Consider the following 20,211-nt stretch of genomic DNA (forward strand, 5'->3'; position numbering starts at 1 on the left):
TGTTGTGGGTTTGTTGTTGGTTGTTTGTTGGTAAATTAGTACCAGTCGCCTTCACACCTTGCGGTGCTTCCAGGTCTGGCCTATCAACCCCATAGTCTGTGGGGTACCTCAAATGAAACCTTATCTTAAAACAGGCTTCCCGCTTAGATGCTTTCAGCGGTTATCCCTTCCGTACGTAGCCAACCAGCTATGCCCCTGGCGGGACAACTGGCACACTAGAGGTACGTCCGTCCCGGTCCTCTCGTACTAGGGACAGCCTTTTTCAAGTTTCAACGCGCGCGGCGGATAGAGACCGAACTGTCTCACGACGTTCTAAACCCAGCTCGCGTGCCGCTTTAATGGGCGAACAGCCCAACCCTTGGGACCTACTCCAGCCCCAGGATGCGACGAGCCGACATCGAGGTGCCAAACCATCCCGTCGATATGGACTCTTGGGGAAGATCAGCCTGTTATCCCCGGGGTACCTTTTATCCGTTGAGCGACACCACTTCCACTCGTAGGTGCCGGATCACTAGTCCCTACTTTCGTACCTGCTTGAGCTGTCGCTCTCACAGTCAAGCTCCCTTGTGCACTTACACTCAACACCTGATTGCCAACCAGGCTGAGGGAACCTTTGGGCGCCTCCGTTACGTTTTAGGAGGCAACCGCCCCAGTTAAACTACCCACCAGGCACTGTCCCCAACCCAGATCATGGGCCAAGGTTGAGATGCTCAATTCGATCAGAGTGGTATTTCAACTTGCGACTCCGCATCACCTAGCGATGATGAATCAACGTCTCCCACCTATCCTACACAAACCGAACCAAACACCAATACCAAGCTATAGTGAAGGTCCCGGGGTCTTTTCGTCCTGCCGCGCGTAACGAGCATCTTTACTCGTACTGCAATTTCACCGGGCCTGTGGTTGAGACAGCAGGGAAGTCGTTACGCCATTCGTGCAGGTCGGAACTTACCCGACAAGGAATTTCGCTACCTTAGGATGGTTATAGTTACCACCGCCGTTTACTGGGGCTTAAATTCTCCGCTTCGCAACCACAAGGGTTGCTAACAGGTCCTCTTAACCTTCCAGCACCGGGCAGGCGTCAGTCCGTATACATCAACTTCCACGTTTTCGCACGGACCTGTGTTTTTAATAAACAGTCGCTTCCCTCTATTCTCTGCGACCACCACCAGCTCAACCAGTCTGTCACCAGCAGTGGTCCCCCTTCTCCCGAAGTTACGGGGGCATTTTGCCGAGTTCCTTAACCACAGTTCACCCGATCGCCTTAGTATTCTCTACCTGACCACCTGTGTCGGTTATGGGTACGGGCCATATGTGCACTCGCTAGAGGCTTTTCTCGGCAGTACAGGATCACCAACATCCCCAACAATGGGTACGCATCACGCCTCACCCTCATGTGGCACGGATTTACCTATGCCACGGGCTGCACGCTTACACCACAATCCAATAAGTGGCTCGGCTACCACACTGCGTCACCCCATCACTTGGCTACTACCAACGAAGGTCCCACGCACACACACACCACAACTAATCAAAGAAAAGCAGTGGAGGTGTGTGGGTGGTTAGTACCATTGATTCACCACTGGGCGCGCACACACGGGTACCAGAATATCAACTGGTTGTCCATCGACTACGCCTGTCGGCCTCGCCTTAGGTCCCGACTCACCCTGGGAAGATTAGCTTAACCCAGGAACCCTTAGTCATTCGGCGGATAAGTTTTTCACTTATCATTCGTTACTCATGCCTGCATTCTCACTCGCACACACTCCACACCCGCAGGTTACCCTGGTGCTTCACAGTCGTGCACGACGCTCCCCTACCCAACAACACCCAAGGGTGTTATTGCCGCGGTTTCGGCGGTGTACTTGAGCCCCACTACATTGTCGGCGCAGAACCACTCGACCAGTGAGCTATTACGCACTCTTTCAAGGGTGGCTGCTTCTAAGCCAACCTCCTGGCTGTCTTCGCGATCCCACATCCTTTTCCACTTAGTACACTCTTAGGGGCCTTAACCGGCGATCTGGGCTGTTTCCCTCTCGACCAACGGAGCTTATCCCCCGCAGTCTCACTGCTGTACTCTCACTTTGACCGGCATTCGGAGTTTGGCTGACATTGCTAAGATTGTGGTCCCGCTCAACCAACCAGTAGCTCTACCTCCGGCAAGAAACATACAACGCTGCACCTAAATGCATTTCGGGGAGAACCAGCTATCACGGAGTTTGATTGGCCTTTCACCCCTACCCACAGCTCATCCCCTCAGTTTTCAACCTAAGTGGGTTCGCGCCTCCACAGCATCTTACTGCTGCTTCACACTGGCCATGGGTAGATCACCCCGCTTCGGGTCCAGAACATGCCACTCACACACCCTCATTAGGATTCGCTTTCGCTACGGCTACCCCACCCGGGTTAACCTCGCGACATGCCGCTGACTCGCAGGCTCATTCTTCAAAAGGCACGCCATCACCCCACAAGTGGAGGCTCTGACGGATTGTAAGCACACGGTTTCAGGTACTATTTCACTCCCCTCCCGGGGTACTTTTCACCATTCCCTCACGGTACTCATCCGCTATCGGTCACACTGAGTATTTAGGCTTACCGGGTGGTCCCGGCAGATTCACAGCAGATTCCACGAGCCCGCTGCTACTCGGGAACACAATCAAAAAACACCATCATGCTTTCACGTACGGGACTCTCACCCACTACGGTAGACCATTCCAAGCCACTTCCGTTAACACAACAAGCAATTTTCCAGCAGTCGGTAGCCTACTGACGATCATGCCCCACAACACCACACACGCAACCCCTACCAGGTATCACACGCACATGGTTTAGCCTCATCCACGTTCGTTCGCCACTACTAGCAGAATCACAATTGTTTTCTTCTCCTACGGGTACTGAGATGTTTCACTTCCCCGCGTAACCCCCACAACAGCTATGAATTCACTGAAGGGTAACCGCACATAACCACGGCCAGGTTTCCCCATTCGGACATCCTCGGATCAACGCTCTATTGGCAACTCCCCGAGGCTTAACGCAGCCTTACACGTCCTTCATCGGCTCAGCATGCCAAGGCATCCACCGTGTGCCCTTAACCAAACAACACAACAAACAGATACTCACAAACAAAAAACACTAAGAACAAAAAAGAATAGAATCTTTTCACTCAAAAAAATGAAGAAAAAACATATTCACACACATCACAATCAAAAAACACAATTTTTGACCACGATGAAAATGCAAAAAATACGCGTCCACTATACAGTTCTCACACAACACACCAACCACAACAACCACCAACACAAACCGTGCCGATACTTATTATCGTTGGCCACAGGAACAAACAATGTTGCCCCAGACACCCAACAGCATGCCAACCACTTCAAACTTATTTTGTCTTTTTATAACGTTGACTTTAAAAGACTTAACTGAACCAGGCACCACCGGAAACAATCAGTGTTTCCCAGTCATGACACCTTTGGGTGTGCTCCACCCGGATAAAATATGTGCCGCACGGTAACCACCATGCGGACTTGAAAATAATAATGCTCCTTAGAAAGGAGGTGATCCAGCCGCACCTTCCGGTACGGCTACCTTGTTACGACTTCGTCCCAATCGCCAATCCCACCTTCGACCACTCCCTCCACAAAATGTGGTTAGGCCATGGGCTTCGGGTGTTACCAACTTTCATGACGTGACGGGCGGTGTGTACAAGGCCCGGGAACGTATTCACCGCAGCGTTGCTGATCTGCGATTACTAGCGACTCCGACTTCATGGGGTCGAGTTGCAGACCCCAATCCGAACTGAGGCCGGCTTTCAGCGATTCGCTCACCCTCACAGGCTCGCAGCGCGTTGTACCGACCATTGTAGCATGTGTGAAGCCCTGGACATAAGGGGCATGATGATTTGACGTCATCCCCACCTTCCTCCGAGTTAACCCCGGCAGTCTCTCATGAGTCCCCGCCATAACGCGCTGGCAACATAAGACAAGGGTTGCGCTCGTTGCGGGACTTAACCCAACATCTCACGACACGAGCTGACGACAACCATGCACCACCTGTACACCAGCCACAAAGGGAAGATACATCTCTGCACCCGTCCGGTGTATGTCAAGCCCAGGTAAGGTTCTTCGCGTTGCATCGAATTAATCCACATGCTCCGCCGCTTGTGCGGGCCCCCGTCAATTCCTTTGAGTTTTAGCCTTGCGGCCGTACTCCCCAGGCGGGGCGCTTAATGCGTTAGCTACGGCACAGAAGTCGTGGAAGACCCCTACACCTAGCGCCCACCGTTTACGGCATGGACTACCAGGGTATCTAATCCTGTTCGCTCCCCATGCTTTCGCTCCTCAGCGTCAGTTACTGCCCAGAGACCTGCCTTCGCCATCGGTGTTCCTCCTGATATCTGCGCATTCCACCGCTACACCAGGAATTCCAGTCTCCCCTACAGCACTCAAGTTATGCCCGTATCGCCTGCACGCCCGAAGTTAAGCCCCGGGATTTCACAGACGACGCGACAAACCACCTACGAGCTCTTTACGCCCAGTAAATCCGGACAACGCTCGCACCCTACGTATTACCGCGGCTGCTGGCACGTAGTTAGCCGGTGCTTCTTATACAGGTACCGTCACAAAACGCTTCGTCCCTGTCGAAAGAGGTTTACAACCCGAAGGCCGTCATCCCTCACGCGGCGTCGCTGCATCAGGCTTGCGCCCATTGTGCAATATTCCCCACTGCTGCCTCCCGTAGGAGTCTGGGCCGTATCTCAGTCCCAATGTGGCCGATCACCCTCTCAGGCCGGCTACCCGTCGACGCCTTGGTAGGCCATTACCCCACCAACAAGCTGATAGGCCGCGGGCTCATCCCTAACCGAAAAAACTTTCCACAACCAACACTAAATGGCTGTCCTATCCGGTATTAGACCCAGTTTCCCAAGCTTATCCCGAAGTTAGGGGCAGATCACCCACGTGTTACTCACCCGTTCGCCACTCGAGTACCCAAGCAAGCTTGGGCCTTTCCGTTCGACTTGCATGTGTTAAGCACGCCGCCAGCGTTCGTCCTGAGCCAGGATCAAACTCTCCACAAAAAATAAGTTAAAAAACCTATTAGGCTTCGTGAAAAGCCCAACCAAAACTGGCAAAAAACAAACAACCAGCACAAACAACAAAAGTTGTTCACAAATGATTGTCCAAAAAATAATAGATGAAAAAACAAGAACACAATCCGACGAGGAAAAACTGCTCTTGCACGCTTCGTCAAACTAAGCGGGAACATCTAACGTTAATTCAACATGATTAACAAGGGCGAAAAAACAACAACCCTTGCCGGCCACACCAAACAACAAGCCCCACAAAGCCAACAAAACAAAATAAAAAGTACATTGGCACACTATTGAGTTCTCAAACAACACACCCACTCAAAACCACACAACCACACAACATGATCGAAAGCTTCAAGGGAAATGATTACCGTCCCGCTCGTTTTCCTCCCGCCATCTCCTGCAATCAGGGGGCGCTGTCGGTCGCGGCGACTCACATAAAGTTACACACTCTTAAACATTTACACAACTCTGCTGGTCAAAGCGGTTTTTTGAAGTTAAGTAGTGGTCGTTAAAACTACGTTTACAAGCTTTAGTTTTTTATACCTGCGAGTTTTTTATACCTGCGCTTCCTCGCAAGGTAGTCATTAATAGAGGGCGAATGTGCAGCTACCAGTCGTTTCCCCCTGGCAGGAAACAAAACATATTTGTGTTGGTGTCTCTTTGTGGTTCATAGAGCAATCATGTTCATACGCGTTGCTACCGGATTAACCGCTTGGTTTTCACCGCTGCACTTCTCCAAGGCATCGGGTTATTCCTCGACCCTATGGATTAGGTCGATGGCGGATAACTAGGAGGTAGAACGTATTTAAATGAGGCAACTTAGTATCACCGCTCTTACTGCCCTTATATTGCCTACTGCAGATGCAATTCACAATCCGATTGCCGCTTTAAGTATCAGCATTTCGCTCCACCGTATTCCGCGCATTGCCATTAATCCCTTCGGGAAGCTCCACGTCGATGCCCGTCAGTACGGTGCGGCCCATCACGGCAGCGTTGTCCTAACAGGCCATTTCCTCGATCTGCAGGACATCATGAGCTTTGAGCTGACGAGCAATTGCGCGCAATAGAGTGGTTTTGCCGGCGCCGTTTACACCCATAATCCCGTGGATGGTGTCGGCGCGAGTGCACGCTCATCCACGGAGAGAACGCTTCTTCCGTACCCGAAGGAGAGGCCGCTGGCGTAAGCAACAGCCTTCTAACCTTCCATCATCTCTTGTGTTCTTCTCTAGCTACTCATGGACTTTTTTAGGCCGCTATCTGGAATTACCAACCTGGTTCCGTGGCTGCCCGTCCAAATACTCCAGAAACTCCATGCACCGATGAGCACCATTGGGATGCATACCGCTAGTGCGACGGGGCCAACTACAGCCCACACGTATTGGTCTTCAACGTTGAGGAATGTGGAGAGGAAGAAGATCACAAACATCAGCAGAATGATGTTGGATCCCTTTGGCATTCGTGCTGCCAAAGGAACGTACGCAACAGATACAACAGTCCACGTAATCCATGCGAGTACGAACTTTGTTAGTGATTCTTGGACCAGTTCGTAGTTAAAGACAGTTGCTATAAGTAACGCAACGTTACCTATAACAACATTCCCCAAGAACGTTGCGGTCGTGGCGTGGATGAGGAACTGCTTCCGGGGTAGACCGAAAGCCTGCCAAGCACCAGCTCCACCACGCATAACAACCATGCCAGGGATTAGCACGCTCGCTGTGAAGACTCCGATGTAGGCCAGCCAGAATGCTGGGCTCGTTAGGCCATCCTCAAATACGTCCCCGAAGGATCCAAACAAGAGCGCCACTGTGATCAGGACCGTGAGAATGATGGTGGCTTTAAAGCTAGGAATCCACACGTGTTGTGTGGCTGGAGTAGCAAGGTACCCGCTCGAGGTGCCCCTGGAATCGGAGTTCACAGTAGTTGTGCCATTGAAAAACTGCATTACTTTCTGATCCGCGGCTCGGTCAGCAATACCCCAGTAGTGCACGGGCAGAAAAGCGAGGAACAAGGCGATGCAGCCAATCCACGTCCACGCAGAAGAACCCGGCAGAAACAGTACGGCGGCCAGGAGGCCCATCGGCACCACTATCATCAGTTCACTGATGAAGCCCTGCTTTCGGGATAGCCCCAGCGCTGTGTACTGTTTGTTTTCGCCGATGAGTTGGGTTGGCAATAGTACGGACACGACCACGAATCCGAGCACATTCATGCTCGTAACTCCGGCCATTCGAAGAACTACCAGGGAGAGAACCCATAGGGCAAAACCAATCAGAGCCCCCAGGGATGGGACGTTAGTCAGCCGTGTTTTCCACAGTTGAGCGTACATGTTTGCCTCCTTAGGAGCTCTCAATGAGCGCGGTCATGACGTCGTCCAGCTCGGCTGGGCGCGTGGTCGCGCCCTGGTAGAGCGCGGCGTTGTCTGCGGTGGTCAGGACGTCGATAAGCCCTGCCCCTTCGGTGCGGCGAATCTCGCCGTCGTTGGTTCCTAGGCCGCGGCCGAGCACGTGCACGTAGGCCCCGTCCAGCTTCTCGACGTCGGCCCGGTGCGCGATGCGGCCATCGCGGCCGAGCACCGTCACGGTGTCTAGGATCTTGGCGGATTCCTCGATGTGGTGCGTGGCGAGGATGATGGTGCGCGGAAGAAGCTGCGCCTCTGCCATCAAGGTGCGGTAGAAAATCTCGCGGTTGGCTACGTCTAGGCCAACGTAAGGTTCGTCGAGAAGCGTTAGTTCACAGCGAGCAGCAAGGCCCACGATGATGCCCACCATGGAGCGCTGACCGCGAGAAAGTGCGTCATAGCGCGCGGACTCATCAAGACCGAATTCATTAATCAGCTGCTGCGCGAGCTCCGTATTGAACGTAGGCTCCCAGCGTTTGGCAGCCATATCGATGATTGCACGCACCTTCCAGCTCCCAGGAAAAGGAACGTCAATGCCAGCGTAGACGGTGCGGGCCATGGTGTCCGGATTGTCAAAGACAGGCTGCCCGTCCATGGTGACAGCACCATCGCTTGCCTTGACTTGGCCGGCGAGGATGGAGAGCAAGGTGGACTTGCCCGTGCCGTTGCGGCCCAGCAGGCCGTGAATCTGATTCGGCGCGAAGTCAAGATCGACGCTATCCAGAACGAGTTTGGTCTTGTAGTACTTGGTTAGATTGCTGGTGGAGATCATTTGTACAGCCCTCGGCTTTCTGCAACTGCCTCGATGAGTGTGTGGATTTCTTCGCGGGTGAAGTCGAGCTTTACGGCTTCATCAATGAGTGGGACGATGTAGTTTTCAGCCATAGTGTCTTTGCGCCTTGACGTAATCAAGGTTTTGGCTTGGTCAGTGACGAACATGCCTATTCCTCTTCTCTTCTCCAGCACGCCAATCTCTACGAGGAGCGTGAGACCCTTGCGGGCAGTGGCAGGGTTGATAGCGTGGAACGCGGCGAGCTCATTAGTGCTCGGTGCTTGGTCGCCCGGCGCGAGCGTTCCATCCACGATGGAGTCTTCAATCAGACTCGCGATCTGACGAAACAGTGGTGCTGTTGAATCATCCATTGCTTCCGCCTTTCTTGTTGTGATCGCCCAGTTGGTTATATGGTTAGTTACTTGTGTAACTAACCATATAACCGATTCCGACAATGCGCAAGAGATGTGACAGGTGTGACCAAAAAATCATGTGCCAATGACCTGCCAAAACAGTTATTTCCTCGACGCGGGTGAACAAAATAAGGCATGCTAGTTGGTAATAAAACAAGCAAAATTAATTAGCAATTAAAAGAAATTAGACAACCATGCTCGAAAGAACACAGATCTTTGTCGACACCTCGTACCTATTGGCCAGCTTTTACAACTCGTGGGAAATTGGAGCCCGCGCACAGTTAGAAATTGACCTACCCGAAGTTGTTGCCACCTTGGGCCAGATGGTGCAGCAACAATTAGGACAGCAAGTCCACCGTCAACTTTGGTACGACGGCATCCCTGACACCGGCCCACACCGTTACCAGCGTGCACTACGCACCTGTGACGGTGTGCAACTGCGTGCAGGCCAGCTCATCGAGTGGGGTGAGCGCCGCACCCAAAAAGCTGTCGATACCCGCCTCGTGGCTGACATGGTCCTCAGTGGCGTACGCCGCGAGTTCACTGACATCGTGCTCGTTTCTGGTGATGCAGACATGATCCCAGGCGTCCAGGAAGCAGTTAACGCAGGTGTCCGAGTACACCTCTACGGCTTTGGCTGGGACTCCATGTCCTCAGCGCTGCGCCACGCCTGCGACTCCACCACCATCCTGGATCCGCGCGAAGACTTCTCTGACTGCATGCAGCTCGAAGTTCTCGAAGGCCCCCTGCCGCCCGTTGTGCGCGGACAGGCTGAATGCAACCAAGACGCCGAAGGCGGCCACGGTGAAGAGTGCCCTCATGATGCAGACACTGAGCCACGTCCTGGAACTACTGAGTACAATCCTCAATCTCCAGCTGCACACTCTTCAGACCAATCCGACGCCCCAGACGCAGAAGCTGTCCATCAGGACCTAGGCGCAGATCGCCTCAAGGCTCATCACCAGCAGATGGCGTCCATGACGGGTGACCAAGATCGTTCCGCTGAGGATCATGTCACCGAGGACCACACCAAAGAACCAGAACAGGTAGTTCTGGAGCCGGAAGTTCTAGACGCGGAACCAGAGGCAGAACCACACCCAACACCTGCCACCATGGCCCATGCTCACCACAAGCCAGCGGACACCAACCGCGAAGAGGTACGCAAGCCTGGTCACCGCACAATTCGGGTCACCTCCCGTATTGAGGAATCTGTGGAACTCACCGTCAGCGATGACGACAACGAGGACGCACAACAACCGCAGTCTGCACCAACTCCGGCATCCATGAAGCCGCGGGCAACCCCCGCGCCAAACCCTTCCATGATGGCACCGCGACGTAAGCTGCGCTCCCGCTATGTACCACTCCCCAATGAGGTATGGGCATCAGCCGGTTACCAAACCCCGTTCGATGTGGGTCAGCAATACGCTGTCTGGTGGTACGACAACGCAGCCACGCCAGAACAACGAGATTCCGCTCACCTGCTCTCCGGAGGCGGGCTCCCACCAGAGATCGATCGGCCACTGCTCCAGTTTGCTTGCGAGACTCTTCACGAGTACACCCTGACCGAGTCTCAGCGCGTGAATCTTCGTGACGGATTCCACTCCGGCATACGCAGTCTCCTCATCAACAACCAGAAGAAGCAGTAAAGGCAAACATAAACGGCTTCAAACATAAACGGCTTTAAGCAGGGCTACCTCCGGTTTTCAGCCGGACTTACTAGGTAGTTGCCACCGAACGGAGGTATCGCCCCCTAGGCTGCTTGCCTCTATAGACGTAAAGAACTGCCTCTTTCCTAAGACCTCGTGATCTAGGAAGAGGCAGTTCTTTACGTTTTTAAACCTATAACCTTCTTCAGGTTCTACTGCTCAGGCTTGCCAGCAGCTTGCTTGTCCACGTCATCAGCAACGGCTTCTTCTGCAGCTTCCTCTGCAGCTTCGAGCTGCGGCGCCTTCTTGTCATTTTCTAGCTCATTGCCGCCAGCCATGGACGCACGAATTTCCTCAAGCCGAGATTTTGCGCGCATATCAGTGCCAGCTGCGTCAATCTCTGCCATGGCCGCGCCAGTACCGTTCTGGATTAGCTCCTGGGAACCAAGCGCATTTGCGTAGCGCTGCTCAATCTTGGCGCGAACTGAGTCCAAGGTGGGGACGTCTCCGTCCGGGGTGAGCGCGGAGTCATTCATGGACTCAATAGCAGCATTGTTCGCTTCCTGCATACGGGTCTGATTGACCTGGTTGCGCATCTGATCAATCTGCGCCAGCTGATCCTTCAGGCGAGCCTCAGACTGCTGAACCTGAGACTGAGCCTGCTGCGCAGCCTGAACGGCCTGAGCATGGAGTGTCTTAGTTTCCTCTAGCTCAGTTTCAGCAGACACGAGCTGGGATGCGTAGATCTCCGCAGCGTTAGAGTACTCCTGCGCTTTCACCGCATCACCGGAAACGTTAGCCTTATCGGCAAGATTGATAGCGGTACGCGCCTGCTCAGTGAGCTTGGTTTGCTCCTCGATCAGGCGGTTCATCTTCATTTCCAGCTGATTTCGGTTGCCGATAATGTTCGCTGCCTGATTTGCTATTTCCTCGTGCTGCTTCTTAGCAGCATCAGTAGCCTGCTTAATCTGAACCATTGGGTCAGCATTATCATCAATTTTTTGATCCAAGCTAGCAGTGAGGTATTTCCAGCCCTTTGAAAATGGGTTAGCCACGTTAATTCTTCTCTTTCATTTGCTCAGTCCCGCCCATAAGTGAGGGCACGCATTGACACCTCCCCATTTTAGAGACGCAGACCATATTTTTCCGCCGGTTCAGTTCGTTTAAGAACCAATGACGTCCTCATCAACCATGCATAAGTCCATCATTTACACAGTTCACGCCAATTTCTATGGATCTGGATCAAGGATCAGTCCGCGATGATTGGGGCACAAAAATACCGCCGAACAACCGCCGCGCGCAGTGCGCGGTGGTTGTTCGGCGGCCGGTGACGTCGGAAAGAATGCTCCCCAAAGGGGTGTGTTCTTAGACGCTTTTTAGGACCTTGAAACTTAGGGCCGTGTTACTCGCCCTGTGCCTGCTGCTCAGCAACCTGGCGCTTAACATCCTCCATATCCAGAGACTTAACCTGCTGGATGAGATCCTCGAAAGCAGCCGGTGGCATAGCTCCAGCCTCACGGAAAACCATGATTCCATCGCGGAAAGCCATCAGAGTCGGGATGGACTGAATCTGCAATGCTGCAGCTAGACCCTGATTAGCCTCAGTATCCAACTTGGCAAAAGTTGCATCCTCGTGTGCGTCAGATGCCTTCTCAAACGTTGGCGCAAACGCACGGCAAGGACCACACCACGATGCCCAAGCGTCTACGAAAACAATGCCTTCCTTGGTGACGGTCTCTTCGAAGCTATCTTCAGTAATGTCAATGGTTGCCATTTGAATGTCCTTTTCTTAATAGTTTGCTCGCAACGATATCTTCGGCGCTATCTGTATAACAGTTAGACTGGAATAGTTATTTCCACATTGCCAACGTTGCTCTACCCAGCCTATCGGAAGTTGTGCTTCCTCGGGCCTGTTAGGCAGCTGGCACGAGAGGCTGAAGGGATCTTCTCAAGATGACCAAGAACTACTTTGTTGAAGGCATGACCTGCGAGCATTGCGTTGCAAGTGTTACTGAGGAAATCAGCGAAGTGGTTGGCACACAAGGCGTTGATGTGGATCTAGAAACCGGTCGCGTAACTGTCACCGGTGAAGACTTCTCTGATTCCGACATTGAAGCAGCCATCAAGGAAGCCGGCTACGAGCTCAAAGCTGTCTAACTTCTGATTACCACTGCCCCACCGCAGGAGTGTTTTACCCATGGCGGTGGGACTTTTTTATGCCCGCTTCGCGTTGAATAGGGGTATGCAAGAAGTTGATTTAGCGGTTACCGGAATGACCTGCACCTCATGTTCAGCGCGCGTGCAGCGCAAACTGGGCAAGCTAGACGGCGTGGAGGCCAGCGTCAACTATGCCACCGAAATCGCCTCGGTCACGTTCCCAGACAACGTCAGCGTGCCGCAGCTTATCGACGTCATCCGCGCCGCAGGCTACGACGCCACCGAGCTCCGGCCCGCAACCACCGCACTCTCGGCTGCAGCCGCTGAGCTCTCGCCTGCAACCACGGAGCCAGGCGAAACCCCGGACATGCCTAGCTCGGCGGGTACAGCAGGCTTGGTGGCCGATCCCGAAGTTCTTAATACAGAGAGCACGGAACCTAGTGACCCTGTTTCAGAGGCAGCCCGTGCGCACATCGCCGACCTTAAGCGTCGCAGCATTGTGGCAGCCATTCTCGGCATCCCTGTGTTTGTGCTATCAATGGTGAGCTCTTTGCAGTTCGACTACTGGCAGTGGCTATGCTTTGCCCTCACCATTCCGGTGTTTATCTATTCCGGCTGGCCGTTCCACTCCGCCGCAATCAAAAATCTCCGTCACGGTTCCTTCACCATGGACACGCTCGTGTCACTAGGCACCTCTGCGGCGTTCTTCTGGAGCGTATTTGCACTCCTCTTTGGCACAGCCGGTGACCCAAGCATGCGAATGGACATGAGCCTCACCGCATTCCAGCACACGGATGTCCACACAGGCCACGGTTCACACGACCACATCTATCTAGAAGCCACCGTCATGGTGCTTCTCTTCCTACTCCTAGGCCGTCTGTTCGAGGCCCGAGCCAAAGGGCGCAGTTCCGAGGCCCTCAAAGCTCTGTTGGCCCTCGGCGCCAAGGACGTGCGTGTCCAGCGAAACGGCTCGACCCTCACCATCCCCATCGAACAACTGCGCGTGGACGAAATCTTTGAGGTCTGCCCAGGCGAAAAAATCGCCACCGACGGTGTAGTGATTGCCGGCGCAAGTGCGGTCGACGAATCCATGGTCACCGGCGAGTCCATACCTGTGGAGAAATCCCAAGGAGATAACGTCACCGGAGCGACCGTCAATGTGTCGGGACAACTTAGCATTCAGGCAACCCGCGTGGGCAATGACACCACCCTCGCCCAGATGAGCAAGCTCGTCACAGATGCACAAATGCGTAAAGCCCCAGTTCAGAAACTCGCCGACCGCATTAGCCAATTCTTCGTGCCACTCGTGATCGCCATCGCCGCACTCACGTTGATCGGGCACCTACTCATTGCCCACCACAACGTCACGGATTCATTCACCGCGGCTGTTGCCGTCCTCATCATTGCCTGCCCATGCGCACTCGGACTGGCAACCCCCACGGCGATCCTTGTTGGCAGCGGCAAGGGTGCAACCATGGGATTACTTATCAAGGGACCGGAAACCCTCGAGAACGCACGCAATATCGACACGATCGTGCTCGACAAAACCGGCACTGTCACCACTGGGGAAATGTCTTTAAGTAACGCAACGTTGCTTAAAGCAACGTTCTCGGTTGATGACCTCAAAGCCATCGCTGCAAGCGTCGAACAGCATTCCGAGCACCCCATTGGCAAGGCAATTGTTGCTGGCTCAGGGCCGCTCTACCCTACTCAGGATTTCACCTCCATACCAGGTGCTGGTGCACGAGCCAAGGTTGACATAGCTGGTGTACTACGTGAAGTTTCGGTACTGAAACCTGAAGCTGCACGATCGGGCTCACTGCGGGAGGTAATGGATGCGCGTTCCCAAGGCAGCACGCCGGTTGTAGTGGTTGTGGATGGTGAAGCTATTGGCGTCCTCAGTGTCACTGATGACCCAAAGGAAACCTCTGCGGCTGCTATTACTGAGTTGAAGAAGCTGGGCCTTGAGCCAGCTCTTGTCACTGGCGACAACGCTGGCGCTGCCAAGGCAGTAGCAACCGCCGTTGGCATTGACCAGGTTAAGGCTGGCGTTTTGCCAGAAGACAAGGTCGCCTACGTTCGCGATCTACAGAGCAGTGGTAAGACGGTTGCTATGGTTGGTGACGGCATCAATGACGCCGCAGCGCTTGCACAAGCCGATCTAGGCCTTGCTATGGGGGCCGGAACCGATGTGGCGATTGAGGCAAGTGACATCACCGTCATGAATGATGACCTGCGCAGTGTGGTTGACGCCATTAGGCTTTCCCGAGCAACTCTGAAAACTATCAAGACCAATTTATTCTGGGCGTTTGCCTACAACGTGGTGCTCATTCCTGTTGCTGCCTTTGGCCTGTTGAACCCGATGTTCGCGGGCTTAGCTATGGCGTTGAGCTCAATCTTCGTGGTCACTAATTCCCTACGCCTGAAGAGTTTTCATTCCATCTTCGGCGCGGATTCCTCAGCGTAAACAGTGGCAAATAGGGAAAACCTAACTTTTGGCCTATTCATCAATAACGGACGCCACTTTCAGGTGCCCCACCGGGCATTCCGCGGAAACCAAAGCGTGCCCCAAGGTTTAATTCACGCAAATGAGCTGCAAATCATGAGCGCTGCCAGCAGACTTTAAAAGTAAGCTCCGTGGGTGTTGTTAATGAGTGCAGGCGAGAATATGATTACCCTGATTCACTTTTCGACTCGTAGTCGAAAACTAACTATCAGTGGATTTCCCTTCTAATGAAAAAGCGGTAATCATGAATTCCGGAGACTCACTCACTCGTAACCAGCGCCTAGACGTGCTGCCACTTACGGAAAAGCACAAGAGGATGTTGCTTGGTTCTGGCATTGGTTGGGCACTCGACGCTATGGATGTTGGATTGATTTCCTTCATCATGGCCGCGCTTTCAGCTCACTGGGGCCTCACTTCCACCGAAACTTCGTGGCTAGCGTCGGTTGGCTTTATCGGAATGGCGCTTGGCGCCACCTTCGGTGGCTTGCTTGCCGACAAGTTCGGGCGCCGGCACGTGTTCGCCGTTACCCTTCTTGTTTACGGCCTAGCCACCGGAGCATCCGCATTGGCCACCTGCCTAACCGTATTGATCGCACTACGATTCGTCGTGGGACTAGGTTTGGGCGCCGAATTACCCGTGGCCTCCACCTTAATTTCAGAGTTCGCGCCTCGCGATATTCGTGGCCGTCTGGTTGTTGCGCTGGAGGCATTCTGGGCACTTGGATGGATAGCTGCTGCTGCAATCGGAGCTTTTGTAGTTTCTGCAAACGACAATGGCTGGAGATGGGCTCTTGCATTGGGGTGCATTCCTGCCCTCTACGCGCTGTATGTTCGTCTCCACCTGCCAGAATCTGTTCGCTTTCTCGAAGAGAAAGGCAAGACAGAGGAAGCTGAAAAGATAGTCACTGATTTCGAGGCAGACGTTCCTTCCGAGGAGCTAACTCGACTCCACACTGAGGAGAGCACTCGAGCAGCAACCGGAGCACAGAACAAGGATGTGGATGAATCTGAAAGCATCTGGTCTCGCACCCTGCGTAACCGCACCGCAGCGCTGTGGATCGTGTGGTTTTGTGTCAACCTTAGCTACTACGGTGCCTTTATCTGGATCCCTTCCCTACTGGTTGCTGATGGATTCACTCTAGTTAAATCCTTCCAGTTCACCCTCATCATCACTCTCGCCCAGTTACCTGGCTATGCTGCGGCAGCTTGGCTCATTGAAGTGTGGGGCCGACGCGCTACCCTAACCACATTTCTCATCGGCTCTGCGGCTGCGGCCGCCTTCTACGGCGTCGCTGATACGCCAACTCTGATCATTATCGCCGGATGCCTGTTGAGTTTCTTCAACCTAGGCGCATGGGGCGCACTCTACGCCATTGGCCCCGAGCTCTACCCAACCCACCTTCGAGGAGCCGGCACCGGAGCAGCTGCGGGATTTGGTCGAATCGCTTCCATCATCTCACCACTAATCGTGCCACCGATCCTCTCAGCCTTCGGTACCGGAGCCCTCTTTGCACTTTTCGGCAGCGCATTTTTGCTCGCAGCCATAGCTACCCTGCTGTTACCCGAGCAAAAAGGAAAGATCCTTAATTGACCTACTCGGCTTGTTGAGAGTGAACAGAACTAGCAAAGGGTCGTAACGTTGGTACGCAAAACGCTACGACCCTTCAATCTAGCCTTCCCTACTGAGCCGGCGGCGCTGGTTGATCCGCTGCCCCATCATTGTTGCCCAAAAGATCATTTACAAAGCCCTCAACATCAAAATCCCGAACCTCGCTCGGCAATTCAGGCAACTCGGTTGGAATGATATCGGATGGCAAATCAGGCAATTCCGTTGGGAACTCAGTTGGCAAAATTGGTTCCCGCTCAGGCGTTTTTTCCACCGTCTTCGTTTGCGTCACAGTAGCAGTCTCCGTGACAGGAGGAGACGCCGGCTTGTCCTCCGATCCCCGCCACATGAGGAAGAAAACGATGGCTGCCACTAACGCCAAGCCAGCTAGAAAACCTAAGGCGATGAGCCCTCCGGAGCCACCTTGGGCTTTCCTACGTCCCGTTTGTTGGCTTGATTGTGGTGGCTGTGCTGGTTGCTGATACTGCGGTCCCTGGTAATGAGGTGGCACACCTTGCTGATTGGGACTTTCTTGGTAACCCTGCTGCCCATACCCTGGAGCATACGTGCCACTTACAGGGTCATACCCTGGCGGAAATTGTTGCCTAGGAGTTTGATCGGTTGGCTGCTGATTAGGACGATCCAAGAACTCGGTTTCTTGCCTGTCCTGACCGCTCCACGAAGGAAAGACTTCCTGGTCGGAATCAGGGCGCCGGAAAACTTGCGTCTCATCCGAGCCATAGCCTTCGTAGCTGCCTTTTGTATTAGGGCGTTCGAAGAACTCCGTCTCATCGTTGGAGTCGTCCCACTCTTGAGGGCCTCTGGCCATTTCTCTACCTCTGCTCTTTTGTTAGTTTTTCTTTCCAGCATAGGTAGCCAACCGGAGAGTTGCTATAAGTAACGCTGCGTTACTTATAGCTCATCCCTAGGCACCGTCACGACCTTCTGGCCTCTCTCATCCAATCACCAACTAGATCCGAGTATGTCATCCCCTTCTCCCTCACTGAGGCACAAAAAATCCCCCGCCTTAGAAACGTTGTTTCTGTTTAAGGCGGGGTTAATAATTCCCTGAGCTCGTTAGCCGCGAGCCATATCTACGAATCGCGAGTAATGCAGCTGGTGAGCAACTTGAACCGTATCGATTGGGCCACCACGGTGCTTCGCCAAAATGATATCAGCCTCGCCAGCGCGCTCGTTTTCCTTATCTTGCGAGTCTGGACGGTACAAGAGCATAACCATATCAGCGTCCTGCTCGAGGGAACCGGATTCACGGAGGTCGGCCAACTGTGGGCGCTTATCTGTGCGGGATTCCGGACCACGGTTCAGCTGGGAGATCGCAATGAGTGGGACATCGAGTTCCTTTGCCAACAGTTTCAGCTGTCGGGAGAACTCAGAGACTTCCTGCTGACGCGATTCCACTTTCTTACCTGAACTCATTAGCTGAAGATAGTCCAAAACAATCATCTGAATGTCATGAGACTTCTTCAATTTACGCGCCTTGGAGCGAATCTCCATCATGGTCAAGTTGGCGGAATCATCTATGAATACCGGAGCTTGCTCGATTTCTCCGACTCTCCTAGCCAACCTAGTCCAATCTTCGTCGCTCATACGGCCCGCACGCATGTCAGAAAGTTTGATCTCTGTTTCTGCAGACAGCAGACGCATGGCAATCTCAGACTTGGACATTTCCAGGGAAAAAATCACAGCTCCCTTGTTGTGCTTGATGGCACAGGAGCGAACAAAATCCAGTGCGATGGTGGACTTGCCCACACCAGGACGCGCAGCAACGATGATCATTTGGCCACCATGGAGGCCGTTAGTGAGGTTGTCCAAGTCAATGAAGCCGGTGGGAATACCCATAGCTAGGCCGCCATTTTCAGATAACTCGTCCAACTCGTCCATGGTCGGCTGGATGATATCCGCCAATATTGAGTAGTCTTCTGTACTTGACTTTTTATTGATGGCAAAGACTTCTTGCTGAGCCATATCAATGACTGCCTCTACCTCGGCGCCTTCCGAGCCCTCGTAACCCAGTTGAACGACGCGCGTGCCGGCGTCGACAAGCCTGCGGAGCAGGCCTTTCTCCGCCACAACCTCTGCATAAAAGGATGCATTAGCTGCCGTGGGCACAGAGGAAATGAGGGTGTGCAGGTAAGGCGCACCACCCACGCGTTCGAGATTGTGGGCACGATCCAAACGTGCTGATACCAGTACAGGGTCAATTTCCTTGTTCTCACTGAACAAGTCAATGATGGCTTCGAAGATCAGCTGGTGCGCTGGCCGATAGAAGTCTTCAACTGATAGAACCTCAATGACTTCCGTAACCACGTCCGGTGACAGCAACATTGCCCCAAGAACACCCTGTTCAGCCTCGTTATCGTGAGGAGGCTGACGGAACTCCCCACCAGCTGAGTAATCAGCGCCCTTGTCGCGGTAGTATCGCCCTCGACCATTAAACTTCCGTGGACGCGATTCAAAACCGCCTGGCTCTACCGGCGGAGGCGGGAAATCTGCTTCCTCAGGTGGAGCGTCATAATCATTAGGCGGCAAATAATCATCTGAGAAGCTGGCAAATGAGTCCTCAGCAAAATCATCGCGCGTGGAGTCTTGGCGGGCGGTGTTTTCTTCCGGTTGTTCTGTACCTGGCGACGTCATGCCACTACCTTACAACGTGCGTCAGACTTCTCTCCTCCACCCTATCTGACCAGCATTCTCCACCGCCTATCTCCATTCCATCATCACAGTACTCCGAGCGCTTCCATCATGCTGTCACTGCGATTCCGTCCCACACCGCACTCTTCTCCTAGCTGCTATCTAGTAATCCAGTAAGACTCAGCCATCCCACTCTCCGCAGCACATAATTCTCGCGAGGTCTGGTGCACACTTAGCGGCGTTTACTCCGCTTTGGGATTCCTGTTTGGGATTCCTGTGTCTCCTTGGCCATCAACTGCACCAGCTCGCCGTGATGGTTCATTTTTCCGTAACCCATATCACGCGACAGCAAAACCCATCCTCGTAAACTCAGCTTGGTGGGATAAGCAGGGGAGTGAGCGAACGGAGAAGATTCGTCTATGCCAGAAACAACAGTAAAGGAGCATGTCCGTTGTAAAAGCACGGCATCGCTCCTATTTATCCCACTGAGAAACCGTTGCTAGCGTCTAAGCGGATCTGCACCTGATTTAATCCGTTGGGCTTATGTTTGAGGTCAAGCGCATGTGTGCTCAAGGTTTTCAGACCGGTTTCACCCACCGCGCACACAGCCTGTTGACTACCGAGTCCTACGTACCGAAACAGCAAGTTATCCACAGGTTATCCACAAGCATGTGAGCAAATCAGCGTTTCTGCAGGATCGAACCCGGCAAGGCTGTGTATAACTTGTGAGTAATTCTGTGCTTCGACGGGCAAATTTCTTAGAAAAAGCAGGTCAACACGCTTTTTCGATACTCACATCGGCTATGAAAAGTAGTGGATAAATCTCCTCACCAGCGCATTTGACAGAGCCCAAATTACCCCGCTCACACCCAAAAAACCATAGCCTGCGCAAACTTACCCACAGCTTCGCTAAGCAGCCTGTGAAAAACTCTGATCAGCGTGAAAAGCACACCCAAAAATGACAAT

At 53.3% G+C, this 20,211-nt stretch carries 11 protein-coding genes, 2 rRNA genes and 2 pseudogenes; 6 read left to right on the forward strand and 9 right to left on the reverse strand.

Going from position 1 to position 20,211, the window contains the following annotated elements:
• Positions 1-16 precede the first annotated feature (16 nt).
• Together ACXM2N_RS11145 and ACXM2N_RS11150 are read right to left on the reverse strand one after the other, a co-directional pair.
• A 23S ribosomal RNA gene (locus ACXM2N_RS11145) occupies positions 17-3,102 on the reverse strand.
• A 451-nt stretch (positions 3,103-3,553) separates the two neighbouring features.
• Positions 3,554-5,080 (reverse strand): 16S ribosomal RNA (locus tag ACXM2N_RS11150).
• Together the 16S and 23S rRNA genes form the textbook arrangement of a ribosomal RNA operon.
• 824 nt (positions 5,081-5,904) lie before the next feature.
• Here ACXM2N_RS11150 and ACXM2N_RS11155 point away from each other — a divergent pair.
• Positions 5,905-6,162 (forward strand): hypothetical protein, encoded by a 258-nt coding sequence (locus tag ACXM2N_RS11155; protein WP_458491178.1) that lies wholly within the window; start codon positions 5,905-5,907, stop codon positions 6,160-6,162.
• 158 nt (positions 6,163-6,320) lie between these two features.
• Here ACXM2N_RS11155 and ACXM2N_RS11160 read toward each other — a convergent pair whose 3' ends face one another.
• From ACXM2N_RS11160 to ACXM2N_RS11170, 3 genes are read right to left on the reverse strand one after another with little or no spacing between them, the layout of a single operon-like run.
• Positions 6,321-7,421, reverse strand: a complete 1,101-nt coding sequence (locus ACXM2N_RS11160) for a hypothetical protein (protein ID WP_458488720.1) — start codon at positions 7,419-7,421, stop codon at positions 6,321-6,323.
• 10 nt (positions 7,422-7,431) lie between these two features.
• Positions 7,432-8,265, reverse strand: a complete 834-nt coding sequence (locus ACXM2N_RS11165) for an ATP-binding cassette domain-containing protein (protein WP_458488722.1) — start codon at positions 8,263-8,265, stop codon at positions 7,432-7,434.
• A complete protein-coding gene (locus ACXM2N_RS11170; protein WP_458488723.1) occupies positions 8,262-8,636 on the reverse strand; it encodes a GntR family transcriptional regulator in 375 nt (124 codons plus the stop codon). Before ACXM2N_RS11170 ends, ACXM2N_RS11165 begins: the two co-directional genes overlap by 4 nt.
• 236 nt (positions 8,637-8,872) lie before the next feature.
• Here ACXM2N_RS11170 and ACXM2N_RS11175 point away from each other — a divergent pair.
• Both ACXM2N_RS11175 and ACXM2N_RS11180 read left to right on the forward strand, forming a co-directional pair.
• A pseudogene (locus ACXM2N_RS11175) lies at positions 8,873-9,449 on the forward strand (NYN domain-containing protein); the annotation flags it as partial.
• Positions 9,450-9,967: 518 nt separating this feature from the next.
• A pseudogene (locus tag ACXM2N_RS11180) lies at positions 9,968-10,324 on the forward strand (NYN domain-containing protein); the annotation flags it as partial.
• Positions 10,325-10,536: 212 nt separating this feature from the next.
• Here the strand turns inward: ACXM2N_RS11180 and ACXM2N_RS11185 are convergent.
• Positions 10,537-11,379 (reverse strand): PspA/IM30 family protein, encoded by an 843-nt coding sequence (locus tag ACXM2N_RS11185; protein ID WP_458488724.1) that lies wholly within the window; start codon positions 11,377-11,379, stop codon positions 10,537-10,539.
• Positions 11,380-11,726: 347 nt separating this feature from the next.
• On the reverse strand, positions 11,727-12,098 hold the full coding sequence (gene trxA, locus ACXM2N_RS11190) for a thioredoxin (protein ID WP_458488726.1): 372 nt from the start codon (positions 12,096-12,098) through the stop codon (positions 11,727-11,729).
• Between the two features lie 179 nt (positions 12,099-12,277).
• Here trxA and ACXM2N_RS11195 point away from each other — a divergent pair, with 179 nt between their 5' ends.
• From ACXM2N_RS11195 to ACXM2N_RS11205, 3 genes are all read left to right on the forward strand, one after another.
• Complete coding sequence (locus ACXM2N_RS11195; protein ID WP_458488728.1) at positions 12,278-12,481, forward strand: heavy-metal-associated domain-containing protein; 204 nt, start codon at positions 12,278-12,280, stop codon at positions 12,479-12,481.
• Positions 12,482-12,566: 85 nt separating this feature from the next.
• Entirely contained in the window at positions 12,567-14,948 is a 2,382-nt protein-coding gene (locus tag ACXM2N_RS11200; RefSeq protein ID WP_458488730.1) for a heavy metal translocating P-type ATPase, read from the forward strand.
• 283 nt (positions 14,949-15,231) lie between these two features.
• Positions 15,232-16,578 (forward strand): MFS transporter, encoded by a 1,347-nt coding sequence (locus tag ACXM2N_RS11205; protein ID WP_458488732.1) that lies wholly within the window; start codon positions 15,232-15,234, stop codon positions 16,576-16,578.
• A gap of 88 nt (positions 16,579-16,666) precedes the next feature.
• Here the strand turns inward: ACXM2N_RS11205 and ACXM2N_RS11210 are convergent, their stop codons facing one another.
• Both ACXM2N_RS11210 and dnaB read right to left on the reverse strand, forming a co-directional pair.
• The gene (locus ACXM2N_RS11210) at positions 16,667-17,422 is read right to left on the reverse strand and encodes a hypothetical protein (RefSeq protein ID WP_458488734.1); all 756 of its coding nucleotides are present in this window, start codon (positions 17,420-17,422) and stop codon (positions 16,667-16,669) included.
• A gap of 248 nt (positions 17,423-17,670) precedes the next feature.
• Complete coding sequence (gene dnaB, locus ACXM2N_RS11215; protein ID WP_458488736.1) at positions 17,671-19,248, reverse strand: replicative DNA helicase; 1,578 nt, start codon at positions 19,246-19,248, stop codon at positions 17,671-17,673.
• Between the last annotated feature and the right edge of the window lie 963 nt (positions 19,249-20,211).

It is taken from the genome of Corynebacterium sp. ZY180755 (genome assembly GCF_054331495.1).

Coding starts and splice junctions, on each gene's coding strand:
- ACXM2N_RS11155 (WP_458491178.1), top strand. CDS start 5,905: ATGAGGCAACTTAGTATCACCGCTCTTACTGCCCTTATATTGCCTACT.
- ACXM2N_RS11160 (WP_458488720.1), bottom strand. CDS start 7,421: ATGTACGCTCAACTGTGGAAAACACGGCTGACTAACGTCCCATCCCTG.
- ACXM2N_RS11165 (WP_458488722.1), bottom strand. CDS start 8,265: ATGATCTCCACCAGCAATCTAACCAAGTACTACAAGACCAAACTCGTT.
- ACXM2N_RS11170 (WP_458488723.1), bottom strand. CDS start 8,636: ATGGATGATTCAACAGCACCACTGTTTCGTCAGATCGCGAGTCTGATT.
- trxA (WP_458488726.1), bottom strand. CDS start 12,098: ATGGCAACCATTGACATTACTGAAGATAGCTTCGAAGAGACCGTCACC.
- ACXM2N_RS11195 (WP_458488728.1), top strand. CDS start 12,278: ATGACCAAGAACTACTTTGTTGAAGGCATGACCTGCGAGCATTGCGTT.
- ACXM2N_RS11200 (WP_458488730.1), top strand. CDS start 12,567: ATGCAAGAAGTTGATTTAGCGGTTACCGGAATGACCTGCACCTCATGT.
- ACXM2N_RS11205 (WP_458488732.1), top strand. CDS start 15,232: ATGAATTCCGGAGACTCACTCACTCGTAACCAGCGCCTAGACGTGCTG.
- ACXM2N_RS11210 (WP_458488734.1), bottom strand. CDS start 17,422: ATGGCCAGAGGCCCTCAAGAGTGGGACGACTCCAACGATGAGACGGAG.
- dnaB (WP_458488736.1), bottom strand. CDS start 19,248: ATGACGTCGCCAGGTACAGAACAACCGGAAGAAAACACCGCCCGCCAA.